Below are 23,779 nucleotides of genomic sequence, written 5' to 3'. Positions count from 1 at the left end.
ACTCCTCAGCCCAGCTCGACGTACTGCAGGTCGCGGGTCAGCCACTGGCCGTCCTTGCTCACGAGCTCGACCTGGATCCGGTAGTTGCGGGCCTGCTCCTTGAACTTGGTCGTCTTGTTGGTGACGGTGCCGTCGGTGGCGACGATGACGGTCGCGGAGTCCTCGTCGCCGGCGACGAGGCCGGCCCACACGACGCGGGCGGTCATCGTCGACTTCGCCTCGGTGGCCAGCTTGCGCAGGTCCTTGGCGCCGGCGTCGTACTGCTTGCGGAAGTCGCCGGTCGAGAGCTTGCGGACCTTCTCGATCGTGGAGTCGGGATCCCGGTGGTCGAAGTTCACGAACGCGGTGACCATCGTGGTGGCGGCCTCGAGCTGGTCGGCGACGCGGTCCTGGTCGGCACGGTCGGCGAGGCGGACGGCCTGGACGGTGCCGCGGCCGACGTCCTGGCCGGCGCCGGGGACGATGTCGACGCCGCCGGCGCGCTCATCCCGGGCGTCCCAGAGGAGCACGCCGAGCAGCACGGTCACGCAGGCGAAGAGCACCGTCGCGGCGTACAGCGCGATGTTGAGCCGGACCCGGCTCCGCTCCTCCTCAGCAGCCTGCGCCGCGGTCACCGGCTCGCCACCGGCCCGATCAGCAGCCACTTCCACGCATCCCCTCCCAGGACCGACAGGTCCTCCGGCTTGTTCAGCTTGACGGGGTTCCCCGCGTTGTCCACGAGCCCCGGCACCCTCCCGGTCGACGGGTCGTAGACGCCACTGTAGACGCGTCCGGGCGACGCCTTGCCGGCACGGTTGCTCGGCGCGTACTTCGTGCCGCGCATGACGTACGGCGGCCCCGACTCGCAGCTGACGTCGGCGATGGGCCCGTCGGTGAGGTCCTGGGTCGAGCGCCACTCCTCCGGCGGGAGGTAGCCCTTCGTGCACGGCGGCACGCTGTAGTCGAGCTGCAGGTTGACGTGGCCCCAGCCGTCGGAGGTGGAGCCGGTCGGACCGCTCGCGAGCACCGCCGGGTAGGTCACGAGCAGCTGCTCGATGCCGTCGAGCTCGCTGACCAGGACCTGGTCGAGGGTGATCAGGTCGCTCAGCAGCACCGGCAGGGTCGGCTCGAGGTCCTTGAGCAGCCGGTCCAGGGCGCGGGCAGCGCCGGGAGTCGCCTGGAGCACGGTGCGCAGGTCGCGGTCGCTGCCGCGCAGCATCGACGTCACCGTGTTGAGGTCCTTCGCGAACCGGCGGATGTTCTCCTTCTGTCCGCGCTGGGTGCGCAGCACGGTGAGCCCGTCGTCGAGCAGCGCGATGGTCTCGTCGGTGTGCGCCTGGGCCTCCTCGATGAAGGCGGAGCCGCCGTCGAGCAGGCGCTCGAGGTCGCGGCCGGTGTCGCCGAACATCAGCCCGAGCTCCTTGACGACCTTCTTGAGGCTGTCGCGGTCGACGGAGCCGACGAAGCGGTTGAGGTCGACCAGCAGGTCGCCCTCGTCGACGGGCAGCGAGTCGGCACCGCCCTCGTAGCGGGTGCCGTCCTCGGCGTACGGGCCGCCCTCGCTGGTGGGCAGGAAGTCGAGGTACTGCTCGCCGACGGCCGAGAGGTTGTGCACCTCGACCCGGGCGTCGACGGGCAGCCTGGTGTCGTGGCGCAGGTCGATGGTGACGTCGACACCGTCGTCGGTCGCGTCCATGCGGGTCACCTTGCCGACCTTCACCCCGCGGTAGGTGACCTCGCTGCCCTCGAAGAGGCCGCCGGAGCCCGGCAGGCTGGCGGTGACCGTGATGTTGCGGCCGGTGACCCGGTCGACGACGCCGAGGTAGCTGGCGGTGATGTAGGTGATGCCGACGGCGCTGAGCACGACGAAGGCCATCAGCCGGATCCGTACCCCGCGGCTCATGCTGTGGCTCCCAGGAGGCTCTCGGTGCTCTGGTTGTCGTACGACGCCCCCGGCTCGGCCAGGCCCTTCGTCAGGCCGGACAGGATGCCGTCGGTGCCGAGCAGGCCGCCCTTGAGGAGGCTGCCGAGGTCGAGGTTCGGCAGCGAGTTCAGCAGCTTGCAGACCGGACTGGTGCGCAGGTCCGGCGCCTTGCACTTCTGCTTGAGGTCCTTGAGCAGGTCGAGGTCGTTGAGCACCTTCGCGCRGGCGGTGCCGGTGAGSCTGCCGCTCTGGAGGCAGCGCGAGACCTGGTCGAGGACCTGCCCGAGGTCGGGCAGCTGGATGTCGGGGATGCCCAGCGTGCGCAGCAGGTTCGCCAGGTCGATGTCGACGCGGGCGATGGTGTCGGCGTAGTCACCCTGGACGATCTTGTTGGCCGACTGCGGGAACGGGAAGCTGATCAGCAGGTTGAGGCCGGGGGCCAGCTGCTCGTCGGCCTCGCGCAGGCGGCGCAGGATCGGGCTGAGGTCCTCGAGGATCGCGAGCACGTCCTTCTTGCTGGCGTTGATCACCCGGGTGCCGACCTTGCCGAGCTTGTCGAGGGCGCCGAGCATCTCGACGAGCTCGTCGTGCTGGGCGGCGAGGACCTTGATCGCCGGGCCGGTGGCGTCCAGCGCCTCGCCGATCGTGTCCTTCTCGGCGTTGAGCGTCTCGGTGAGGTTGTTCAGCGACTCCAGGGCGTTGATGATCTCGACCTTCTGCTGGTCGAGCGTCCCGACGACGGAGTCCAAGGACGACAGCAGCGACTTGAGCCGGTCCTCGCGGCCCGACATCACCTGGTTGGCCTCGCGGAAGACGGTGCCGAGCTGGGCCACGCCACCGCCACTGAGCAGGAACGACAGCGCGCCGAGCACCTCCTCGACCTCCGGGTTGCGCCCGGTGGCGGGGAGCTCGATGACGTCGCCGTCGGCCAGCCGCCCGGTGGGCTGCTCGTGGCGCGGCGCCTCGAGGGCGACGTACTTCTCGCCGAGGAGGGAGACCTGGCGGATGTCGGCGATGGCGTTGTCCGGCAGCTCGACGTCCTTGCGGACGAGCAGCTTCACCTCGGCGTTCCAGCCGGACCGCTCGACCTCGGCGACCTCGCCGACGACGACGTCGTCGACCATCACCGGCGAGCGCGGCACGACGTTGAGCACGTCACGGAAGTACGCCGTCACCTCGAACGCGTCGTCGGCGTCGACCTCGTGCCCGGGCAGGGGCAGGTCGTAGGCGCCGTCGAAGTCGCTGCAGGCGGTCAGGCCGGCCAGCAGGGCCAGGCCGACACCGGTCGCGAGCGCGGTACGCGTGCGGCGACGCAGGGGGCGCGTGCTCATGAGCCACCTCCGAGCAGGGTCTCGACCGAGGCGCCGTCGCCGGTCGCGTAGGAGATCTCCGTGACCTCGGGCAGCCGCACGCCCTGGTCGGTGTCCGAGCCGGCCTTCGCGCCCTTGGCGCCCGCCCCGGTCTTCGCCTTGGGGAGCAGGGACTTGTACTCGGGTGGCAGCCACGGCAGCTTCGTCAGGATCGGCTCGAGGAGCTTCTCGATGACGGTGCAGGCAGTGTCCTTGAGGGCCGCGGGCATCGCCGGGTTCTGCTGGATGATCGCGCAGATGAACCCGTCGGCGTCCCAGATGTAGCCACCGATGCCGACGCGGCTGTTCTGCGACCCGGTGACGTGGTCGAAGCCGACGTGCAGGTTGCCGATCGCGGTCGGCGCGACGCGCAGCGCGGTCTCGATGCTGTCGGCCTCGGACACGATGGTGCTGAGGACGTCGGTCAGCTTGCGGACGTCGGTCACGAGCGCGTCGCGGTTGTCGTTGACGAAGCCCTTGACGCTGCCGACCGCGCGGGCGACGGCGGCGACCGCGCGCTGGAGCTCGTCGCTCTCCTCGGCCAGCATCGCGGAGACGCCGGTGAGGTCCTTCATGAACGCCTGGACGAGGCGGTCGTTGTCGGCGAGGGTCGCGGTGAACTTCGCGAGCTGGGTGACCGTCTCGAACAGCGGCCCGGCGCCGTTGCCGAAGGTCTCGGCCGCGGCCGCGAGGTCCCGGATCATCCGGTTGCCCTTGGCCCCCTGGCCGTCGAAGGCCTTCTCCCCTGCCTCCAGCAGATTGTCGAGGGTGCCGTCGGCGTTGACGCCGTTGGGCCCGAGTGCCCGGGTGAGGTCCTGGAGGCTGCTGTAGATGCGGTCGAGCTCGACGGGGACGCCGGTCCCCTCGAGCGGGATGTCGGCGCCGTCGGCCATCACGTCGTCACCCTCGCCGTAGACGGGCGTGAGCTGGACGAAGCGGTCGGCGACCAGGGTCGGGGTGACGATGACGGCCTTCGCGTCGGCGGGCACGCGGTACTTCGCGTCGTACTCGATGTCGACGCGCACGGAGTTGCCCTCGGGGATGACCGCCGTGACCCGGCCGACGTTGACGCCGAGGATCCGCACGTCGGTGCCCTTGTAGACGCTGACGGCGCGTGGGAAGTGCGCGGTGACGGTCTTCATCTCCGCCGGCGAGCGGAGCACGTTGACCATCACGCCGACGAGCAGGAGCACGCCGACGACGACCAGCACGCGGCGGTCGAGGCGCTTGAGGATCGTGGACACCATCGCCGTCACTCCTCCACGAACCCGGGCAGGAACTCACCCGTGGGCAGCGCGAGCAGGTTGGACGCGTAGGCGTCGAACCACGGGCCGGTGCCGAGGATGTTGCTCAGGATGGACACGTACGGGCCGAGGGCGTCGAGGGTCTCCTTGATCCGCTTCTTCTTCGACACCAGGAAGGAGACCAGGCCGTCGACCTCCTCCAGCGCCGGGCCGATCTGCTCCTCGTTGTCCTTCACCAGCGCCCGCAGCTCCTTGGCGAGGGTCTCGGCGTTGACGAGCAGGTCGTGCACGGCGTCCTTGCGGTTCAGCAGCTCCTTGAAGACCAGGTCGCTGTTCTTCATCAGCTCGACCAGGTCGTCGCTGCGCTCGGCGAGCACCTCGGTGACGACCTGCGAGCTCTCGAAGAGGGACTGCAGCTCCTCGTCGCGCTGGGCCACGGTGCGCGAGAGCCGGGAGATGCCGTCGAAGGACGCCTGGATCTCCGGCGCGGCGACGTCGAGGGTGTCGGCGACCGTGTCGAGGGCGGTCGCGAGCTGGTCGGTGTCGATCTCCTCGGTGGTGGCGGTCAGGTCACCGAAGACCCCGACGATGTCGTACGCCGCCTCGGTGCGGTCGAGCGGGATCGTCTCCCCCGCGGCGAGCTGGCCCTTGCCCACCGGCTGCAGGTCGAGGAACTTCTCGCCGAGCAGGTTGAGCACCTCGATCGAGGCCGTCGACTCCTCGCCGAACTCCACGTCTCCGTCGAGCTCGAACTTCACCCGCACCCGGTCGGTGTCGAGGGTGACGTCGGTGACCCGGCCGACCCGGATGCCGCCGACCTGGACGATGTTGCCCTTGTGGATGCCGCTGGCGTCGCTGAACTCGGCGTAGTAGGTGGTGCCGCGGAAGCCCGGGAACTTGCCGAGGTTGAAGGTCGCCGCGGAGACCACGGCGAGCACCACGAGGGTGATCACGCCGAGGCGCAGGACGCGTGCTTCGCTCGCCCGGGCCATCAGTCGTTGCACCTCGGCGCGGAGGAGTGGAACTCGATCTTGTTGAGGTACCTGTTGAGCTCCTTGAGCAGGGACTGCTCGCCGAGCAGGGGCAGCCGGATGCTCGCCGACACCCCGCAGACGTAGTACTGGTACCAGGAGCCGTAGGTGCCCGTGCGGGTCTGGTCGGTCATCGTCTCCGGCATCCGGTCGAGCAGCTCGGCGAGGTTCTTCTGGTTCTCCGGCTTGTTGAGCAGCTTCGCCAGGGAGCGCAGCGCCGCGATGTCCTCCTTGAGCAGCGGACGGCCGCGGCGCACGAAGTCGGCGACGGTCACGGTCAGCTGCGAGATGTTGTCGAGCGAGGAGCCGATCGCGTCGCGGTCGCGGGCCAGGTCCGTCATCCAGTCCTTCAGCTCGACGACGAGGGTGCTCAGCTGGCCGCGGCGATCCTGGACGGTCTCCATGGTCTCGCTGAGGTTGGTGACGACCTCGCCGATCAGCTTGTCGCGGTCGGCGAGCGCCGAGGTCAGCGACGCGGTGTTCGCGAGCAGGCTGCGCACCGTGCCGCCCTCGCCCTGCAGCACCTGGATCAGGTTCATGCTGAGCTCGTTGACCTGGTCGGGCGTGAGCGCGGCGAACAGCGGCTTGAAGCCGTCGAAGAGGACGGTCAGGTCCAGCGCGGGCTTGGTGTTCTCGATCGGGATGGTCGCGCCGTCGCGCAACGGCTCGGCGTCCTTCGCCTCGTTGCCCTGCACGAGCGCCATGTAGCGGTCGCCGACGAGGTTGAGGAAGCGGATCTCGGCGCGGGAGGCGGTCGTCATCTCGACGCCGGAGTCGACCTTGAAGGTGACCAGCGCCTGGGAGCGGTTGTGGTGCTCGACCTTCTTGACCTCGCCGACGTTGACGCCCGCGACCCGGACGTCGTCACCCTTCTCGAGCATGGTCGCGTTGGCGAAGACCGCCTTGAACTCGTTGCGGTCGCCGAAGCCGATGTTGCCCATGATCACGGCCAGGGTGCCGGTGACCACGACGGAGATGATCGTGAAGATGCCCAGCTTGACCGCCGCGGCGGTCGTGGCGGCGTTGCGCCTCCTCAGCAGGGCACTGGTCGCGTCCTTCACCCGGCAGCCCTCCCCTGACGCACGACCGGGCCGTAGAGCAGCGAGCCGAGGGCACCGTACGCCGTGGGGTCGCCGCCGCTGCGCTCGGCGAGCATGACGTTGACGATCTTCTGCTCGCTCGAGGTGCCGGCGTAGCCGCTGTCGATGCCGGAGCGGTGCGCGACCGGGTTCGGGTTCGACAGGCCGGGGACCGGGAACGGCAGGTAGCCGCCCTTCTCGTCCTGGTCGGTGCCCTGGTCCAGCGGGTTCCGGTCGCTGGGGACCTTGAAGCTCGGCAGGCCGGCGCACCACGGTCCGTGGCCGACCTCGCCGTAGGTCGGCAGGTCGCGCTCGTCGTACACGCGGAACTGCGGGGCGCCGAGCTCGATGTACTGCTTCACCCAGTTGCCCTCGAAGGTCTTGGAGAGGATGGGCTCGTAGTTGGCGGCGCCGCGGATGAGGCACGGGAACTCGGGCGAGTACTCTGCGAGCAACGCGATCACCGGCGCGGTCACCTCCCCCATCCGGATCAGGTTTTGCTCGTTGTTGCCCAGCACCCGCGTGGCGGTGTTCGCGAGGCCGGTGAGGTCGGAGAAGAAGACGTCGAGGTCAGCGGCCTTCTCCTGCAGCGTCTTGCTGGTGACGGTGACGTTGTCGAGCACGTCGAGCAGGTCGGGCGCGGCCAGGTCGTAGGCGTCGGCGACGTCGGCGAGGGCCTCGAGGTCCTGGCGCAGCGTCGGCAGCGAGTCGTCGATGGCGCCGATGTAGGTGCCGAGCTGGTCCATGGTCCTGCCGAGGTCCTGCCCGCGGCCGTCGAGCGCGGTCGACAGCGCATTGAGGGTCAGGTTGAGGTCGACCGGGCGCACGGCGCGCAGCAGCGGGAAGAGGTCGGCGAGGATCTGGCTGAGCTCGACGTTGGTCTCGACCCGGTCGGAGGGGATCACGTCGCCGTCCTCCAGCGGCCGGCCGGGCTCGCCGTCGGGCTTCATGAAGGCCACGAACTTCTGGCCGAACAGCGTGGTCGGCAGGATGTGCACGCCCGAGTTGGCCGGGATCTTCTTCGCGGCGTCGGGCTGGAGGGCGAGGGTGATCTCGGCCTCCTTGCCGTCCTGGTCGATCTTCTCGACCCGCCCGACGAGCACCCCGTTGATCCGCACGTCGCCGAACTTCGCCAGCTGCAGGCCGGCCCGGTCGGCCTTGACGGTGACGCGCGTGACGTCCTCGAACGTCTTGTTGTAGAGCGCGATCGAGAGCCACAGCAGCAGCGCGATCACCGAGATGAACGCGATGCCCGCGACGACCAGACGGTTGTGCTCGCGGGCGCTGTCGTGATGGATGTTCACCAGCACCTTGGAATCACCCCGTGATCCTGACGGTGGTCGTCGAGCCCCAGATCGCGAAGCTCAGGAAGAAGTCCGCGACCACGATCGTCACGATGCTCGTCCGGATCGCCTTGCCGACGGCGCGGCCGACACCGGSGGGACCGCCGGAGGCCGTGTAGCCGTAGTAGCAGTGGATGAGGATCACCGCGACGGCGAGGAAGAGCAGCTTGAAGAACGACCACACCATGTCGATGGGCGGCAGGAACTGCAGGAAGTAGTGGTCGTAGGTGCCGGCGGACTGTCCGTAGATGAGCGTCACGATCAGCCGCGGCGAGAGGTACGACGCACAGAGGGCCACGATGTAGAGCGGGATGACCGCGACGAAGGCCGCCACCATCCGGGTGGTGACCAGGAAGGGCAGCGACGGGATGCCCATCACCTCGAGGGCGTCGATCTCCTCGGAGATCCGCATCGCGCCCRGGCGGGCGGTGTAGCCGCAGCCGACCGTCGCAGCCAGCGCGATCGCGGAGACGAGCGGCGCCACCTCGCGGGTGTTGAAGTAGGCCGAGATGAAGGCGCTGAACTTCGCGACGCCGATCTGGCTGAGCGAGGCGTAGCCCTGGATGCCGACCTCGGTGCCGGCGAAGAACGCCATGAACGCGATCACGCCGACCGAGCCGGCGATCAGGCTGAGCCCGCCGGCGCCGAAGGCGACCTCGGCGAGGGTGTTGCTGATCTCGCGGGGGTAGCGGCGGATCGCGCGCGGCGCCCACATCAGCGCCTTCGTGTAGAAGAGCAGCTGGTCGCCGTACCCCTCGAGCGTGGAGCGGCCGGCCCGTACGCCGTCGGACATGAAACCGGGGAAGCCCGCCATCACAACCCCACCGGCGGTGCGACCTGGAAGTAGATGGCCGTGATCACCGCGTTCAGGAAGAACAGCGCCATGAACGCGACGATCACCGACTCGTTGACGGCGCGGCCGACGCCGCTGGGGCCGCCGCCCGCGCCGAGGCCCTTGTAGGCCCCGATGATCGCGGCGAGCCACCCGAAGATGACCGCCTTCACCATCGCGATGTAGAGGTCGGGCAGCGAGGCGAGGGCCGTGAACGAGGACAGGAAGGCGCCCGCGGAGCCGCCCTGCACGATGACCGTGAAGAAGTAGCCGCCACCGATGCCGGTGCCGATCACGATGCCGTTGATCATCAGCGCGACGAACATGGTGGCGACGACGCGGGGCACGACCAGGCGCTCGAGCGGGTCGATGCCGAGCACCTCCATCGCGTCGATCTCCTCGCGGATCTTGCGGGCACCGAGGTCTGAGCAGATGGCCGAGCCTGCGGCACCGGCGATGATCATCGCCGCGGCCATCGGTGCTGCCTCCCGGACGGTCGCGAGCACGGCCGTCGCACCGGCGAAGGACTGGGCGCCGAGCTGTCCGGTCAGGTTGCCCACCTGCAGCGAGATGACCGCGCCGAACGGGATCGAGACCAGGATCGTCGGCATCAGCGTCACGCTGGTGACGAACCACGCCTGCTCGAGGAACTCGCGGACCTGGAAGGGGCGGGTGAAGATCCGCTTGGTCACCTCGACGACCATGACCGCGATCTCACCGGGGCCGCGAACGACCGAAACGGCGTTGAACGCCACGCCCCACTCCTCTCCCCGTACTGACTGCGCCGGGACCGGGCCCCTTGCGCCCGGCAATACTAGAACACGTTCTCGTTGTGACCAACGCGACATGTTGTGACGGCGCCCACAGGCGTCCTCCCTCTGAGGGCTCAACGGACCCCCTCCGCGTGGGTCACGGGAAGTGACGCCACTCACATCCGGGTCCCTAGGATCGTTCCGTGCCGCCTCCCGCGTCCGACCTGCCCACGCCCCTGCGGGCGGTGGTGGGGCACCCCTCAGCGGTGCTCCTGGTCACCCAGCTGCTGCTCGTGCTCGCCTACCCCGGCCTCCAGGGCTCGACCGTCGGCCGCGCCGTCGCGGGCGTGGCCCAGATGGCCGTCGTGCTCAGCGCAGTGTGGGCCGTGCGCCGCACGGAGGTGCTCACCTGGGTGGCGCTGCTGCTCGGCGGCCCGTCCGTCGTGCTCGCCGTCGCGGAGGCGGTCCAGCCGGACGTCGGCTGGGTCGTGGTCGCCTCGGCGGCCTTCCACGTGCCGTTCTACCTCTTCGTGTCCTACGCGCTGGTGCGCTACCTCTTCCACGACGACAAGGTCACCCGCGACGAGCTCTTCGCGACCGCGGCTGCGTTCACGGTCGTGGCCTGGGGCTTCGCCTACCTGTACGCCGCCGTGCAGGTGCTCTGGCCGGGCTCCTTCGTCGGCTGGTCGAGCCCCGAGGGCGCGACGGAGCTGCCCTGGTTCGAGCTGCTCTACCTGTCGTTCACGACGCTGACCAGCGTCGGGCTGTCCGACATCTACCCCGTCCTCGCCCAGGCGCGCGGCGTGGTGATGGTCGAGCAGGTCGTCGGGGTGTTCTACGTGGCCCTCGTCGTGGCACGCATCGTCGGGCTCACCGCGCGTCGGCGGGGCTGAGCAGGGCCGCGTCCCTCAGGGGCGGCCGAGGTCGACCATCGTGCTGCCGCCCGCGACCTGCTCGCGGGTGGTCAGCGAGCGGACGCGCCGGCGGTAGCGGAGCACCTGCGCGGCCCCGACGGCCCACAGGACGTACTGGACGGCCATCGCCCAGCGGAACGCCTCCGGCGTGTAGGTGCCCTCCGCGCCGCCCGGCGAGAGCAGGTCGAGGACCACACCGACCGCGACGATCACGAGCAGCGAGGACGTGAAGCCACCGACGTTGATGATGCCGCTGGCACTGGCCGTGCGGTGGTCGGGGTTGCTGGTGCGGGCGACGTCGAAGCCCACCATCGAGCCCGGTCCGCCGGCGCCGGTCACCAGGATCAGCAGGACCAGCAGCCACAGCGGGGCGTCGCCGGGCCACAGCAGCACGGCCGCCCACACGCTGGCCATCGCGGCGATGATCGTCAGCCCGAGCGTAGAGCGGTGCCACGGCTGCCGTCCGACCAGCCACCCGAAGAGCGGGCCGTAGACCAGGTTGGTCAGGAAGAGCACCGAGATGAGCACGCCCGCGGTCGTCCGTGAGGTGTGCTCGGCGGTGACGAGGAACGGGAAGCCCCACAGCAGGCCGAGCAGGGCGGGGCTGAACGGGGTGGAGAAGTGGATCCACAGGCCCAGCCGCGTGCCCGGCTGCTCCCACGACGCCGCCAGGCTCCGGCCGAGGGCGCGGGCCGTCATCGGCACGCCCCGCAGGTGCGCCTGCGCGGGCGTGTCGTGCAGCACCAGGCGCAGCACGACCAGCATGACCAGGCCGGCGACCGCGCCGGCGAGGTAGGCACGGGTCCAGCCGAACTGGCCCAGCGCCCAGGTCATCGGGGCCGCGGCGCCGAGGGCGCCGAGCTGGCCCAGGTTGCCGGTCAGCTGGCTGACCAGCGGGACCTGCCGGGCCGGGAACCACGACGTCACCAGCCGCAGCACGCAGATGAAGGTCATCGCGTCGCCCACACCCACCAGCGCGCGGGCGACCAGCGCAGTCGGGTAGTCGCCGGCGAACGCGAACGCCGCCTGCCCGGTGCTGACCACCGTGACCGCCGCGGTGAGCACCGTGCGGGAGCCGAAGCGGTCGACCATGAGGCCGACCGGGACCTGCATGGCGGCGTACACGAGCAGCTGGAGCATCGTGAACGACGCCAGCTGGCTGGCCGAGATGTCGAAGCGCTCGGTCGCGGCGAGGCCGGCGACTGCGAGGCTGCTGCGGTGGAAGACGGCGAGGCCGTAGACCACCAGGCCGACCGCCCAGACGATGTAGCGCCGCCCAGGCCTGGACCCGGGCTCCGCACTCACCAGAGCAGGTTACCCACGCCAGGGGGCGCAGCCGGCGTCGAGGACGACGTGCCCCGGCTCACTCGAGCTCGTCCCTCCCTCCTCACTTGGTCGCTTCCATCATCTGGCGGAGCTCCTTCTTGAGCTCGCCGATCTCGTCACGCAGGCGGGCGGCGAGCTCGAACTGGAGCTCGGTGGCGGCGGCCTTCATCTGGTCGGTGAGGTCCTGGATCAGCTGGGCCAGGTCGGAGCTGGGCATCCCGGCGAGCTCGGCGGCGTGTCCGCCGACGTCGGTGGAGCGCAGTGCCGGGGTCGGGGACTTCGCCGGCTTCACGCCGCCGGCGCGGCCCTTCTGACCGACGTCGGCCCAGGTCTGCAGCAGCTGCTGGGTGGTCTCGTCCTCGCGGGCGAGCATCTCGGTGATGTCGGCGATCTTCTTGCGCAGCGGCTGCGGGTCGATGCCGTGCGCCTCGTTGTAGGCGATCTGCTTCTCGCGGCGCCGGTTGGTCTCCTCGATCGCCGACTCCATCGACGGGGTGATCCGGTCGGCGTACATGTGCACCTGGCCGGACACGTTGCGGGCGGCGCGGCCGATGGTCTGGATGAGCGACTTGTCGGAGCGCAGGAAGCCCTCCTTGTCGGCGTCGAGGATCGCCACCAGCGACACCTCGGGCAGGTCGAGGCCCTCGCGGAGCAGGTTGATGCCGACGAGGACGTCGTAGAGGCCGAGCCGCAGGTCACGCAGCAGCTCGATCCGCTTGAGGGTGTCGACCTCCGAGTGCAGGTAGCGGGTGCGGATGCCGGCGTCGAGGAGGTAGTCGGTGAGGTCCTCCGACATCTTCTTCGTCAGCGTGGTCACCAGGACCCGCTCGTCCTTCTCGGCGCGGGTGCGGATCTCGTGGATCAGGTCGTCGATCTGTCCCTTGGTCGGCTTCACCACCACCTCGGGGTCGACCAGGCCGGTCGGGCGGATGATCTGCTCGACCACGTCGCCCTGCACCTTGTCGAGCTCGTAGTCGCCCGGGGTCGCCGAGAGGTAGACGGTCTGGCCGATCCGCTCGAGGAACTCCTCCCAGCGCAGCGGCCGGTTGTCCATCGCGCTCGGCAGGCGGAAGCCGTGCTCGACCAGGTTGCGCTTGCGGGACATGTCGCCCTCGTACATGCCGCCGATCTGCGGGACCGCGACGTGCGACTCGTCGACCACGAGCACGAAGTCCTCGGGGAAGTAGTCGAGCAGGGTGTTCGGCGCGCTGCCACGGCTGCGGCCGTCCATGTGCATCGAGTAGTTCTCGATGCCGGAGCACGAGCCGACCTGGCGCATCATCTCGATGTCGTAGGTCGTGCGCATCCGCAGTCGCTGCGCCTCGAGCATCTTGCCCTGCTTCTCGAAGACGGCGAGCTGCTCGGCGAGCTCGGCCTCGATGCCGGCGATCGCGCGCTCCATCCGCTCGGGCCCGGCGATGTAGTGGCTGGCCGGGAAGACGTAGAGCTCCTGGTCCTCGGTGAGCACCTCGCCGGTCACCGGGTGCAGGGTCATCAGCCGCTCGATCTCGTCGCCGAAGAACTCGATGCGCACCGCCATCTCCTCGTAGACCGGGAAGATCTCGAGGGTGTCGCCGCGCACCCGGAAGGTGCCGCGGGTGAAGGCGAGGTCGTTGCGGGTGTACTGGATCTCCACGAGGCGGCGCAGCACCGAGTCCCGGTCGTGCTCCTCGCCCACGCGCAGGCGGATCATCCGGTCGACGTACTCCTGCGGGGTGCCGAGACCGTAGATGCACGACACGGTGGAGACCACGATGACGTCGCGGCGGGTGAGCAGGCTGTTGGTCGCCGAGTGCCGCAGCCGCTCGACCTCCTCGTTGATGGAGGAGTCCTTCTCGATGTAGGTGTCGGTCTGCGGGACGTAGGCCTCGGGCTGGTAGTAGTCGTAGTACGAGACGAAGTACTCGACCGCGTTGTCGGGGAAGAGCTGGCGCAGCTCGTTGGCGAACTGCGCGGCCAGGGTCTTGTTGGGCTGGAGCACCAGCATCGGTCGCTGGACCTGCTCGGCGACCCAGGCGACCGTGGCGGTCTTGCCGGTGCCGGTCGCGCCGAGGAGGACGACGTCCTGGACACCGTCGTTGAGCCGCTTGGTGATCTCCGCGATCGCGGTCGGCTGGTCGCCGGAGGGTGTGTACTCCGACTTCACGTGGAAGGGGGCGACACGACGCTCGAGATCGGTGACCGGACGCATGGGCTCCAGCGTACGAGGGGCCGCCGACAACCCCTCCGCGCCCGGCCCCCGGCCGGCTAGCGGGGACGGTCCGGGCGGACCCGGAGGGTGTGCAGCGCCGTCGCGAGCATCGCATAGTGGCCCACCAGCAGGAGCACCTCGATCCGCTCCCGGTCGTCGAAGTGTGCACCGAGCTCGGCCCACAGCTCGTCGGACAGGTCGTCCTCGGCGAGCAGCTCGTCGGTCGCACGCAGCAGCAGCAGCTCGCGGGCGCTGAACGTCTCCCCCGCTCCCCCGGCCCCGGTCTCGTTGGCCTCGATCGCCGCGACCTCGTCCGCGCCGAGCCCGGCGCGACGGCCCAGCCGCCGGTGCTGGGTGAGCTCGTACGCCGACCCGCGACGGCTGGCGACGCGCAGGATCACCAGCTCCGACTCCCGGCGCGACAGCCGGCCGCCGGGCATCAATCGGCCGGCGAAGTGCAGCCAGCCCCAGAACAGCCGGCGGTGGCGGCCGAGGGTCAGGAAGACCGCGGGCGGCTCGGTGCCCTGAACCCGTCCGGCGACGCGGGCGAAGAGCGCCACGAACGGGCCGACGTCGCGCCAGCCGCCGGGGCGGATCCGGGGCTCGGCCGGCGTGCTCACGCGAGGTCCGATCGCCGGGCCTGCTCGACGGCGGGCAGGACCCGGTTGGCGCCGTAGCTGAACACCCGCATCGCGACCGCGTAGCCCGGCGGGAAATAGCGCTGCAGCCAGTGCACCAGGCGGATGTCGGGCGAGGTGTAGACCCAGTACCGGTTGCGGAGCGCGCCCCGCCAGATCGCGGCCGCCGCCTGCTCGGGTGACACCGCACGCTTCTGGAAGTGGCGACGGGCCCGGACGAAGGCTCGCGACTGCTGGTCGATGCCGGCGATCCGGATGGTCTCGACGAGCCCGGTGTCGACGCCCCCCGGGCAGACCAGGCTGACCCCGATCCGGTGCTTGCGCAGGTCGTAGCGCAGCACCTCCGAGACTCCCCGGAGGCCGAACTTGGTGGCGCTGTAGGCGGCGTGCCAGGGCATCGCGATGATGCCCGCCGCGGACGAGACGTTCACCAGCTGGCCGCCGCGGCCGGCATCGATCATCGGCGGCAGGAACTCCTCGATCACGTGGATCGGGCCCATCAGGTTGACGTCGACCAGCCGCTGCCAGTGCTCGGGCTCGAGGCTGCGCACGGTGCCCCAGATCGCGATGCCCGCCACGTTGAGCACCACGTCCATCGGGCCGTGCTGCTCCGTCACGAGGCCTGCGAGGCGTCGTACCTGCTCGTGGTCGGAGACGTCGGCGGGCTCGGCGGTGGCGACCCGTCCCCCGCGGGCCCGGATGGCGTCGGCGACCTCGGCCAGCCGGTCCGCCTGGAGGTCGGTGAGGTGCAGCACCGCGCCGGCCTCGGCTGCCTGCTCGGCGACGGCGCGACCGATGCCGCTCGCCGCACCGGTGACGAGCACCTGCTTGCCGGCCAGGTCACGGACGGGTGCGCGGAACCACATGGGGCCTCCTCGGGGCCTACAGCAGCGGGCGGAGCGGTGCGAGGACCAGCTCGGTGAACTTGCGGTGCATGTCCCGGGCCTCCCACTCACCGCTGGTGAGCTCCAGGCAGTGGGACTGGTCGACCTCGAAGACCCGCTCGAGCTCCCGGGCGAACGCCTCGTCGATGACCTCGACGTTGATCTCGTAGTTGCCCTGCAGGCTCAGCCGGTCGATGTTGGCGGTGCCGACGGTCGCCCAGTTGCCGTCGACGGTGGCGGTCTTGGCGTGCACCATCGCGTCGCGGTAGCGCAGGATCCGCACCCCGGCGTCGAGCAGCTGGCTGAAGTAGCCGCGGGAGATCCAGTCGGCCACGATGTGGTTCGACTTCAGCGGCAGCAGCAGGCGTACGTCGACGCCGCGGCGGGCGGCGTCCTTGACCGCGTCGATGAAGTCCTGGTCGGGAAGGAAGTAGGCCTGGGTGATCCAGATGTTCCTGCTGGCCCGGTTGATCGCCTCGAGGTACATCGAGCGGATGGGGAACATCCACAGCCGCGGCACGTTGCGCTGCACGCGCACCCGCGGCTCCCAGGTCGAGGCGGTCTCCAGCAGCAACGGCCGCTCGGAGCTGCGCAGCCGCCGCCGGCGGTTGAGGTTCCAGAAGTCGGCGAACGCCCGCTTGAGGTCCCAGACCGCGGGGCCGGTGATCCGCACGTGGGTGTCGCGCCACTCGGTCTCGTAGGCCGAGCCGATGTTGTAGCCGCCCACGAACCCCACGTTGTCGTCGACGACGAGGATCTTGCGGTGGTCGCGGCCGTAGCGGCGCAGGTCGAAGAAGCGCCAGCCTGCGGCGTAGACCGGGTAGCGCAGGACCTTGACGTTCGAGGGGAACCGGAGGAACGCCGGGGAGACGACCAGGTTGGCGAACGCGTCGTAGATGACGTGCACGTCCACGCCCCGGTCGGCGGCGTCGATGAGTGCGCGCTTGAACCGCTCCCCCGTCGCGTCGCCCTTCCAGATGTAGGTCTCGAAGAGGATCTGCCGCTCGGCGGACGCGATGGCCGCGAGCATGTCGTCGTACAGGTCGCGGCCGTAGGTGTAGGTCGTCACCTCGCCGTCGCCGACGGCGACGGTCTGCGGCTCCCGGGTCGGGAACGCCTTGGGCCGCTTCCCGCGCCGCCGGTAGGAGTCGACCAGGGACATCGCGATCGCGACGACGAAGGGCACCCCGACGAGCGCGAGCAGGGTCCGGCGCAGCACGGTCCTCAGCCCGTCCAGCGGGTCGTCACGGTGCGCCACGGGCGTCACCCTAGTCGTCCCGCCGCGGCCCCGGGGCGGAGGCACGGGCAGACGCCCGGCCGGACGCTCAGGCGCCGACCTCGCTGAGGAACTGGAGGGACTCGACCTTCCACTCGCCACCCGCCAGCTTCATCGTCATCAGGATGCTGCCGTCCTGGACGCTGACGTCGCCGGCCTCGTCGGTGATCGCCTGGCTGTAGTAGGCCAGCACCTCGACCTGCTCGGCGCTGACCACCCGGCCTGCGGACTCCACGACCTGGCCCTTCGCGGACGTCTTGCTGACCCGGATCGCCTTCTTGAGGTCCTCGGCGTTGGCCTGCAGGCGCTTGCGGACCTCGTCGTCCTGGAGCTCGTCGATCCAGGCGAAGTCGTGCTCGCCGTCCTTCCAGGAATAGCTCGTGGCCTTGACGACGAAGGCCCCGGCGGCGGACACGGCCGCCTGGTTGGCGTCCTTCTCGGCCCGCAGCTCCCGGGCCTGCTCGCGGGCATCGGCCCCGTCGTCGGCCCTGCGCTCCACGAGCAGCCAGGCGCACGCCGCCAGGGCGACGGCCAGCGCCGCCGCGAGCGCGATGACGAGGTTGCCGGGTCCCGTGCTGCCGTCCGTCGTACCGGAGTCCGTCACGCCTGTCACCGTACCGGCCCGGGCGCACTGGCCGCGCCGCGCTGGAGGGTGGCGAAGGACGACGAGCAGCGCCCGTTCTTCTGCAGCGCCCGCCGCTCGTCCACCTTCGGGTCGAGGCGGCTCACGCCGTAGTCGCAGCGCGGGTCGGCGGAGGGCAGGATCGTGATCCGCAGCTCTCCCCCGCGGACCTTCGACAGCAGCGACCGCAGACCGGGCGAGTAGTTCTGCAGCAGCGCCCGCAGGTCCGGCTCGTAGGAGCGGAACACGTCGGTGAAGCTGACCCCGGTCGACAGGAAGCCGGGAAGGACCTCGTTGGCGTCGCGGACCAGGGCGATGAGCTCGTCGACCTGGCCGGGGCCGCGCTTCAGCATGCGGCGCAGCTCCGGGTCGTACTCGCGCAGGAACTTCGCGAACTGCTTCGAGGAGCGGGCGAGCTGCCGCAGCGAGTCCGCGTTGTCGGTGGTGATCGACAGCACCGAGCCGGCGTTGCTGATCACCCGGTCGGTCTCGGGCCAGACCGCGTCGAGCGTCGCGAGGATCGCCGAGCCCTGGTCGAGGATCAGCCCGAGGTCCTCGCCCGTGCCCTTGAGGCCGGTGCTGAGCTCGCCGAGCACGGTGCGCAGCTTCTTGTCGTCGATCTGGCGCAGCACGTTGTTGACCGCGACCACGGTCGAGCTGAGGCTCTTCGGCAGGTCCGTCGACTCCGCGGGTACGACGTCCCCGCTGGCCAGGAAGGGGCCCTCGGCGGTCGTGGGCTGGAAGTCGAGGTACTGCTCACCGACGGGCGACAGGCTGCGGACCCGGGCGAGCGACTCCTTCGGGATCTCGGTGCCGGACGTGATCGCGACGGTCGCCAGCACGCCCTCCTCCGAGGGCACGATCGAGCGCACCTTGCCGACCTTGATGCCGCGGTAGGTCACGGCCGACCCCTCGAACAGGCCGCCGGTCTGCGCGAGCTCGACCTTGACCTCGACGGGGCGCGACGTGAGCGGCTGGTCCAGGACGGAGGCGAACACGTAGGCCACCGCGAGGACGAGCACCGCGATGATGCCGATGAGGCTCAGGTAGAGCCTGTCGGTCAGGATCTTCATCTCAGCGTCCCCCTCCGAACAGCCCGTTCACGAGGGCGTCGATGCCGAGCGGGTCGCTCGTGTCGGTGCCGCCCCGGCCGCCGCCGGACTTCGCGCCCGGCTTCGCGCCCGGCTTCGCGCCGGACCTCGTGCCGGTGCTGGTGGCACCCAGCCCGCTGAGCAGGCCACCGAGGCCGAGCTTGTCGAGCAGGCCGCCGATGCCGGGCGCCGCGGTGTCGATGCCGAGCAGGCGCAGCAGGTTGGCGAGGGTGCCCTCGACCACGCCGCCCACGTCGAGGCCGTCGAGGTGCAGCTCCAGCGCGATGTTGAGGTAGTCGGTGGCGATCACCTCGTCCGCGGAGCCGGCGGCCTGGATCACCCGGCGCAGGGACCGGTCGAAGGTGCCGTTGTTCTTCGCGAACTCCGCGAGCACCGGCTCGATCTCCTTCAGCAGCGTCAGCAGCTGGGAGCGCGTGGCGTTGACCGTGTCGTTGGCCGCACCGGTGAACTTCTCGACCTCGGCCAGCAGCTCGGTGAACTCCGGTGTCTTCTCCCGCAGCACACGGGCCGCCGGCGCGATCTCGCGCACGGCCCGGTTGATCGTGTCCTCGCGCGAGCTCAGCGTCCTCGACAGCGAGCTGAGCGAGGTGAGCACCTCGTCGATGCTCTGGCTGGTCGCGTTCGCCCGGGTCAGGAAGACCGAGGCGCGGTCGAGCAGCGTGCGGTAGTCGCCCTCGTTGCCGCTGAGCGCCGTGTTGAGCTCCTCGGTGACGGTCTGCAGCTGGTCGAGGCCACCGCCGTTGATGAGCAGCGAGGCCTGGGCGAGCGCGTCCTCGACGGTCGGCGCGGTCTCGGTGCTCTCGCGGGTCAGTCGCGCGTCGTCGCCGAGCAACGGGCCCTCGGTGGGGTTGGTGACGTCGACGAAGAGCTCGCCGAGGGGGGTGGTGTAGCGCAACCTCGCTCGTGCGCCCTCGCGCAGCCCGGCGTCCGCCTTGAGCGTGAGGGTGGCCTCGGCGACGAAGTCGCTGACGGTGATCTCCTCGACCTTGCCCATGTCGACCCCGTTGACCTTGACCGGGGCGCCGACGGCGAGGTTGAGGGCCTCGTCGAACTCGGCTCGCACCTCGATGGTGTCCCCCGAGACGCCCGTCCCGGGGATCGGCAGGTCCCGCATCGTCGTGCTGCAGGCGGTCGTGGTCGCCAGGCCCAGGGCCAGCATCGCGGCGGCGCAGGCCCGGGCGGCGCGGCGGCCGCGCATCGGCGTCGTCGTGGTCGTCGTCATGGCCGGGGCCCGATCGGTGCGGTGAGGAACTGGCAGAGGTCGAGCGGGAGCCGGTCGCACACCGACTGCAGGATCCCGCCCAGCGGGTCGAGGATGAGGGGGTTGATCCGGACCGGGAGGCGGTCGCCGGGCATCATCCGCAGGTTCTCCAGGGCGACGGGCATGACCCGCAGGATCTCCTCCAGCCGCTCCTGCTTGGACAGCACCGTCCTCATCAGCCGGGTGGAGCCGTCGACGCCAGCGACGATCGCCTCGCGGTTGTCCACCGCGAACTTCGCGACCGTGGTGACCGCGGAGTCGAGCGCGCGCAGCGCCTCGCGGAAGTTCTCGCGCTCGTCGGCGAGCAGCTTCGAGGCCCGGGACACCTGCCGGATGAAGGTACGAGCAGTCGCCTCGTTGCTCGCGATCGTGGTCAGCAGCACGTCGAGGGACTTCAGGGTGGCGGCCACGTCCTCGCGCTGGGAGGCGAGGCCGTCGACGCCGTCTGCCAGCGAGTGGATCGTCTGGTTGAGCAGGGGGCCACGGCCGCGCAAGGCACGGGTGCCGGCGTCGATGAAGCGCTGGACGGCCTTCGTGGTGCGCTTGTTGCCCCCGATGCCGGTGGCGAGCTCGTTCAGCGACGCGAGCACCTGGTCGAAGTCGACCGGCGTGCGGGTGCGGTCCAGCGCGATCGTCGCGCCGTCCCTCATCTTCGGCCCCTCGCGGTAGACGGGGGTGAGCTCGACGTAGCGGTCGGTGGCGACGGAGCGGGCGACCACCACGGCGCCGGCGTCGGCGGGAACCGGCTGGTCCGCGTCGACCTCCATGGTGACGAGCACCTTGTCGCCGTCGGGCTCGATCGATTTGATCTCGCCGACGGTGACCCCGAGGACGCCGACGTCGTTGCCGACGAACAGGCCGGCGGAGTCGGCGAGGTAGGCCTTGATCGTCATCTTGTCGCCGCCGCCGACGACGCTGCACGCCGAGGTGAGCAGGACGGCGGCGACCGCGACCAGGGCGGCGAGGGTGCGCAGGACGTTCCGGTCGGTCATCAGCATGCCCCCTGCAGCTTGCAGGTCGTGTCGTCGGCCGGGATCGCCGGCGCCTCCAGGTAGAGCGGCRGGAAGGGCCCGCTGCCGGTGGCGTTCGCGACGTACCGCACCGCGGGCGCCATCACCTCCAGCAGGTGGGTCAGCTGCTTGCTCTGCCCGTTGAGGGTCTTGATCACCTTGTTGAGGTCGTCGAGCGCCGGGTCCAGCTTGCCGTTGGTCGACTTCACGACCGCGGTCAGCGCCTTCGACAGGTCGGTGGTCTCGACGAGGAGGCGGTGGATCGCGTCCTTGCGCGCGGTGATCTCGCTGACCACCAGGTTCGCCTGCTTCATCAGCCCGACGATGTCCTTGCTGCTGTCGGAGAGCTGGTCGGTCACCTTGCGAGTGGACTCGAGCAGGTCACCGACCTGGTCGGAGCGCTTGGCGACGACCTCGGAGAGCCGGGCGACGCCCTGGAGGGCCGGACCGATCTCCTTCTCGCTGGCGCCCAGGGTGCCGGCCATCGCGGTCAGCGCCTCGGCCAGCAGCTCCGGGTCGAGCTCGTCGAGGGCGGTGGTGCCCTCCTCGATGACGTCCTGGAGGTTGTAGGGCACGCCGGTGCGCTCGATCGGGATCCGGCCGTCGGCCAGGCTGCCCGTGCCGTTCGGGTCGACCTCGAGGTAGTGGCTGCCGAGCAGGGTGGCGACCTTGACCGTGGCCGTGGTCCGCTCCCCCAGCTCGATGTCGCTGTCGAGCGCGAAGGTCACCACGACGTGGTCCTCCTCGAGCCGGATGCCGGTGACCTTCCCGGAGCTCACCCCGTGCACCTGCACGTCCTCGCCGGTGCGGAGCCCGGCGGTGTGCTCGAGCTCGGCGGTGTAGGTCCTGGTCCCGAAGTTGGCGATGCTCAGGGCGACCACGGCGGCCCCGATGAGGCCGATGACGACCAGGGTGATGACGCCGATCCGCAGGGGGTCGCGCTCGTTCATGGGCTTCATCGGCACACCTGCCGCCAGGGGCCGTTGCCGCCGGCCGGGTTGATCCCGCTGCTGTCCGGGCCGATGGCGATCGACAGCGAGCAGACGTAGACGTTGAGCGCGTTCTCGTACGACGTGGTGCGGCCCAGCGACTCGAAGACCGTCGCGAAGGCGGGCAGCACGTCCTTGAGGTTGCCGCGGGACTTCTCGAACATGTCGGCGACGGTCACCAGCTGGTCGGTCGCGCCGACCAGAGGGGCGCGGACCTCCTTCAGCAGCGAGCTGGTCGCCCCGACCAGGCGGCTGACGCCGTCGATGGACGCGCCGATCGACTTGCGGTCCTTCGCCAGCCCGGTCATCAGCGCCCGCAGCTCGCGCACGGTGGTGGTGATCTCGTCACCCTGGCCGGCGAGGTTGTCGAGGACGGGCTTGAGGTTCGTCATCACGTCCCCGATGACCGCGTCGCGGTCGGCGAGGAAGTTGGTGAGCTGGCCGGTCTGCGCCAGCAGCTGCCGCACGGTGCCGCCCTCGCCCTGCAGCACCTTCACCAGCGACGTGGCGAGCGTGTTGACGTCGCCGGGCTGGAGCACCTTGAGCAGCGGGCGGAACCCGTTGAGCAGCTCGGTCAGGTCGAAGCCCGGGTCGGTCTGCCCCATGGGGACCGTCGCCCCCTCCTCGACCTCGGGGCCGCGCTCGGCGGGCTGGACGAGTCCGATGTAGCGCTGGCCTAGCAGGTTCTGGTAGCGCATGCCGAGCTTGGTGTTCTGCAGCAGCGCCTGGTCCTCGACCAGCTCGAGCCCGATCACCGCTCCCTCGGTCGTGGCCTCGATGCTGGTGACCTTCCCGACGCGGACACCCGCGGCCTTGACGTCGTCACCGACGCGCAGGCCGCTGACGTCGCGGAACTCTGCGGAGAACTCGCGGGTGCCGCCGGTGACGCCGTTGTTCATGGTGTTGACCAGCAGCACCATGAGCAGGCCGCTGACGAGCGCGAACGCGGTGAACTTGGCCGCGATGGTGCGGATGCCGGTCATCGCTCGGCCCCCAGGGCCCCGAAGCCCACCTCCGAGGTCCGGAAGCGCGGCTTGCTCGTGTAGTACGGCGGCGGGGCCAGCCGGATCGTGCCGTCGGTCTTCACGAATCCTTCCTCGACCGCCTCGGGCAGCGTGGTGCCGAGGGCGATGTTGACGGCGAGCGCGTCGGTGATGCCGGCCCGCCGGTTGTCGTGGACCGCGTCGAGCAGCACGGCCGAGCCGTTGATGAAGCGGACCAGGTCGCGCTGGTTCTTCGCCAGGAACCTGCTGGAGGTCCGGGCCAGGGTCGTGCCGCCGCTGATCAGCGCGGTGATGGCGGCCTCCTGGGTGACGATCGTGTTCATCGTGACCAGGGCGTCCTCGGTCGCGTCGAGCAGGTCCGGCGCGATCTCGTCGACGAGGCGGGTGGTGCGGGCGAGGGCCCGCAGGTCCGCACCGACCTGCGGCATCCGCGGGTTGAGCCGGTCGAGGTAGGAGTTGAGCTGGCGCACCGTCGTACCGATCTGGTTGCCGCGGCCGTCGAGGGCCTCTGCCGCGGACCCGATCGCCGAGGCGAGCTCGGCGGGGCCGAGCGCCTTGACGAGGCGGTCGATGTCGTCGAGCGCCTGCTGGAGCTCGAGCGTCTCCTGGGTGGCGTCGGCCTTGATCCGGTCGCCCACCCGGAGCCGGCCGGTCGGCGCGCCGTGGACGACGAGGTCGACGAACGTGGTGCCGAAGACGGTGGCCGGCAGGATGCGGGCCACGACGTTGCCGGGGACCGAGTCGAGGTCGTCGGAGGACATCGCCATCTCGACGGTGACGCCCTTGCCGTCGTCGGCGCGGCGGATCTCGCGGACCTTGCCGACGATGACGCCGTTCATCTTCACGTCGGACCCGGCGCGGAGGGCGCCGCCGGCGTTGGCGACGTCGGCGGTGACGTGCGGCTGCGCCCCGAAGGTGCCGTTGGTCCGCAGCGTGACGAAGGCCCCGATGACCGCGAGGGCCACGAGGGTGATCAGCCCGCGCCGGGCGAGCTGGCTGCGTGAGGTCTCTCGAGCCAT

Annotated in this window: 22 protein-coding genes; 1 reads left to right on the top strand and 21 read right to left on the bottom strand. The window is 70.3% G+C overall.

Annotated elements, in window-relative coordinates:
• Positions 1–5: 5 nt before the first annotated feature.
• The 9 genes from L615_RS12140 to L615_RS12100 are packed head-to-tail and all read right to left on the bottom strand — an operon-like array spanning position 6 to position 9,485.
• Complete coding sequence (locus tag L615_RS12140; protein ID WP_051485404.1) at positions 6–644, bottom strand: hypothetical protein; 639 nt, start codon at positions 642–644, stop codon at positions 6–8.
• Complete coding sequence (locus tag L615_RS12135) at positions 611–1,882, bottom strand: MCE family protein (protein ID WP_145725223.1); 1,272 nt, start codon at positions 1,880–1,882, stop codon at positions 611–613. The genes L615_RS12140 and L615_RS12135 overlap by 34 nt, the downstream gene beginning before the upstream one ends.
• Positions 1,879–3,234, bottom strand: coding sequence for an MCE family protein (locus tag L615_RS12130; protein ID WP_145725222.1), 1,356 nt, complete (start codon positions 3,232–3,234; stop codon positions 1,879–1,881). The genes L615_RS12135 and L615_RS12130 overlap by 4 nt, the downstream gene beginning before the upstream one ends.
• Positions 3,231–4,499, bottom strand: coding sequence for an MCE family protein (locus tag L615_RS12125; protein ID WP_145725221.1), 1,269 nt, complete (start codon positions 4,497–4,499; stop codon positions 3,231–3,233). Before L615_RS12125 ends, L615_RS12130 begins: the two co-directional genes overlap by 4 nt.
• Positions 4,500–4,504: 5 nt before the next feature.
• Positions 4,505–5,488, bottom strand: a complete 984-nt coding sequence (locus L615_RS12120) for an MCE family protein (RefSeq protein WP_028654264.1) — start codon at positions 5,486–5,488, stop codon at positions 4,505–4,507.
• The gene (locus L615_RS12115) at positions 5,488–6,588 is read right to left on the bottom strand and encodes an MCE family protein (RefSeq protein ID WP_232221658.1); all 1,101 of its coding nucleotides are present in this window, start codon (positions 6,586–6,588) and stop codon (positions 5,488–5,490) included. The genes L615_RS12120 and L615_RS12115 overlap by 1 nt, the downstream gene beginning before the upstream one ends.
• On the bottom strand, positions 6,585–7,910 hold the full coding sequence (locus L615_RS12110; RefSeq protein WP_261376664.1) for an MCE family protein: 1,326 nt from the start codon (positions 7,908–7,910) through the stop codon (positions 6,585–6,587). Before L615_RS12110 ends, L615_RS12115 begins: the two co-directional genes overlap by 4 nt.
• 13 nt (positions 7,911–7,923) lie before the next feature.
• On the bottom strand, positions 7,924–8,742 hold the full coding sequence (locus L615_RS12105) for an ABC transporter permease (protein WP_145725219.1): 819 nt from the start codon (positions 8,740–8,742) through the stop codon (positions 7,924–7,926).
• 20 nt (positions 8,743–8,762) lie between these two features.
• A complete protein-coding gene (locus L615_RS12100) occupies positions 8,763–9,485 on the bottom strand; it encodes an ABC transporter permease (RefSeq protein ID WP_051485442.1) in 723 nt (240 codons plus the stop codon).
• A gap of 251 nt (positions 9,486–9,736) precedes the next feature.
• On the opposite strand from L615_RS12100, the gene L615_RS12095 reads away from it, so the two are divergent.
• Positions 9,737–10,426, top strand: a complete 690-nt coding sequence (locus tag L615_RS12095; protein ID WP_051485407.1) for an ion channel — start codon at positions 9,737–9,739, stop codon at positions 10,424–10,426.
• A gap of 15 nt (positions 10,427–10,441) precedes the next feature.
• Here the strand turns inward: L615_RS12095 and L615_RS12090 are convergent, their stop codons facing one another.
• The 12 genes from L615_RS12090 to L615_RS12035 all read right to left on the bottom strand — a co-directional run bounded on the left by L615_RS12090 (position 10,442) and on the right by L615_RS12035 (position 23,779).
• Positions 10,442–11,752 carry a nitrate/nitrite transporter gene (locus L615_RS12090; RefSeq protein ID WP_261376663.1) on the bottom strand — a complete coding sequence of 437 codons (1,311 nt, stop codon included), beginning with the start codon at positions 11,750–11,752 and terminating at the stop codon, positions 10,442–10,444.
• A gap of 82 nt (positions 11,753–11,834) precedes the next feature.
• Positions 11,835–13,964 carry an excinuclease ABC subunit UvrB gene (gene uvrB / locus L615_RS12085; protein WP_028654271.1) on the bottom strand — a complete coding sequence of 710 codons (2,130 nt, stop codon included), beginning with the start codon at positions 13,962–13,964 and terminating at the stop codon, positions 11,835–11,837.
• A 56-nt stretch (positions 13,965–14,020) separates the two neighbouring features.
• A complete protein-coding gene (locus tag L615_RS12080) occupies positions 14,021–14,584 on the bottom strand; it encodes a carboxymuconolactone decarboxylase family protein (protein ID WP_028654272.1) in 564 nt (187 codons plus the stop codon).
• Positions 14,581–15,468 (bottom strand): SDR family oxidoreductase, encoded by an 888-nt coding sequence (locus L615_RS12075; RefSeq protein WP_145725217.1) that lies wholly within the window; start codon positions 15,466–15,468, stop codon positions 14,581–14,583. Before L615_RS12075 ends, L615_RS12080 begins: the two co-directional genes overlap by 4 nt.
• A gap of 16 nt (positions 15,469–15,484) precedes the next feature.
• On the bottom strand, positions 15,485–16,744 hold the full coding sequence (locus L615_RS12070) for a phosphatidylserine/phosphatidylglycerophosphate/cardiolipin synthase family protein (protein WP_232221660.1): 1,260 nt from the start codon (positions 16,742–16,744) through the stop codon (positions 15,485–15,487).
• A gap of 67 nt (positions 16,745–16,811) precedes the next feature.
• Positions 16,812–17,366, bottom strand: coding sequence for a hypothetical protein (locus L615_RS12065; RefSeq protein WP_028654275.1), 555 nt, complete (start codon positions 17,364–17,366; stop codon positions 16,812–16,814).
• Between the two features lie 5 nt (positions 17,367–17,371).
• Positions 17,372–18,457 carry an MlaD family protein gene (locus tag L615_RS12060; protein ID WP_145725216.1) on the bottom strand — a complete coding sequence of 362 codons (1,086 nt, stop codon included), beginning with the start codon at positions 18,455–18,457 and terminating at the stop codon, positions 17,372–17,374.
• A 1-nt stretch (position 18,458) separates the two neighbouring features.
• Positions 18,459–19,718: an MCE family protein gene (locus tag L615_RS12055; RefSeq protein WP_145725215.1), complete on the bottom strand. Its 1,260-nt coding sequence runs from the start codon at positions 19,716–19,718 to the stop codon at positions 18,459–18,461.
• The gene (locus tag L615_RS12050; RefSeq protein ID WP_186449844.1) at positions 19,715–20,749 is read right to left on the bottom strand and encodes an MCE family protein; all 1,035 of its coding nucleotides are present in this window, start codon (positions 20,747–20,749) and stop codon (positions 19,715–19,717) included. Before L615_RS12050 ends, L615_RS12055 begins: the two co-directional genes overlap by 4 nt.
• The gene (locus tag L615_RS12045) at positions 20,749–21,726 is read right to left on the bottom strand and encodes an MCE family protein (RefSeq protein ID WP_145725214.1); all 978 of its coding nucleotides are present in this window, start codon (positions 21,724–21,726) and stop codon (positions 20,749–20,751) included. Before L615_RS12045 ends, L615_RS12050 begins: the two co-directional genes overlap by 1 nt.
• Positions 21,723–22,739, bottom strand: a complete 1,017-nt coding sequence (locus tag L615_RS12040; protein WP_145725213.1) for an MCE family protein — start codon at positions 22,737–22,739, stop codon at positions 21,723–21,725. The genes L615_RS12045 and L615_RS12040 overlap by 4 nt, the downstream gene beginning before the upstream one ends.
• A complete protein-coding gene (locus L615_RS12035; protein WP_145725212.1) occupies positions 22,736–23,779 on the bottom strand; it encodes an MCE family protein in 1,044 nt (347 codons plus the stop codon). The genes L615_RS12040 and L615_RS12035 overlap by 4 nt, the downstream gene beginning before the upstream one ends.

This window comes from Nocardioides sp. J9, from assembly GCF_007829375.1.
Lineage (GTDB): Bacteria > Actinomycetota > Actinomycetes > Propionibacteriales > Nocardioidaceae > Nocardioides.
This window is presented reverse-complemented; position numbering and strand designations above follow the sequence as displayed.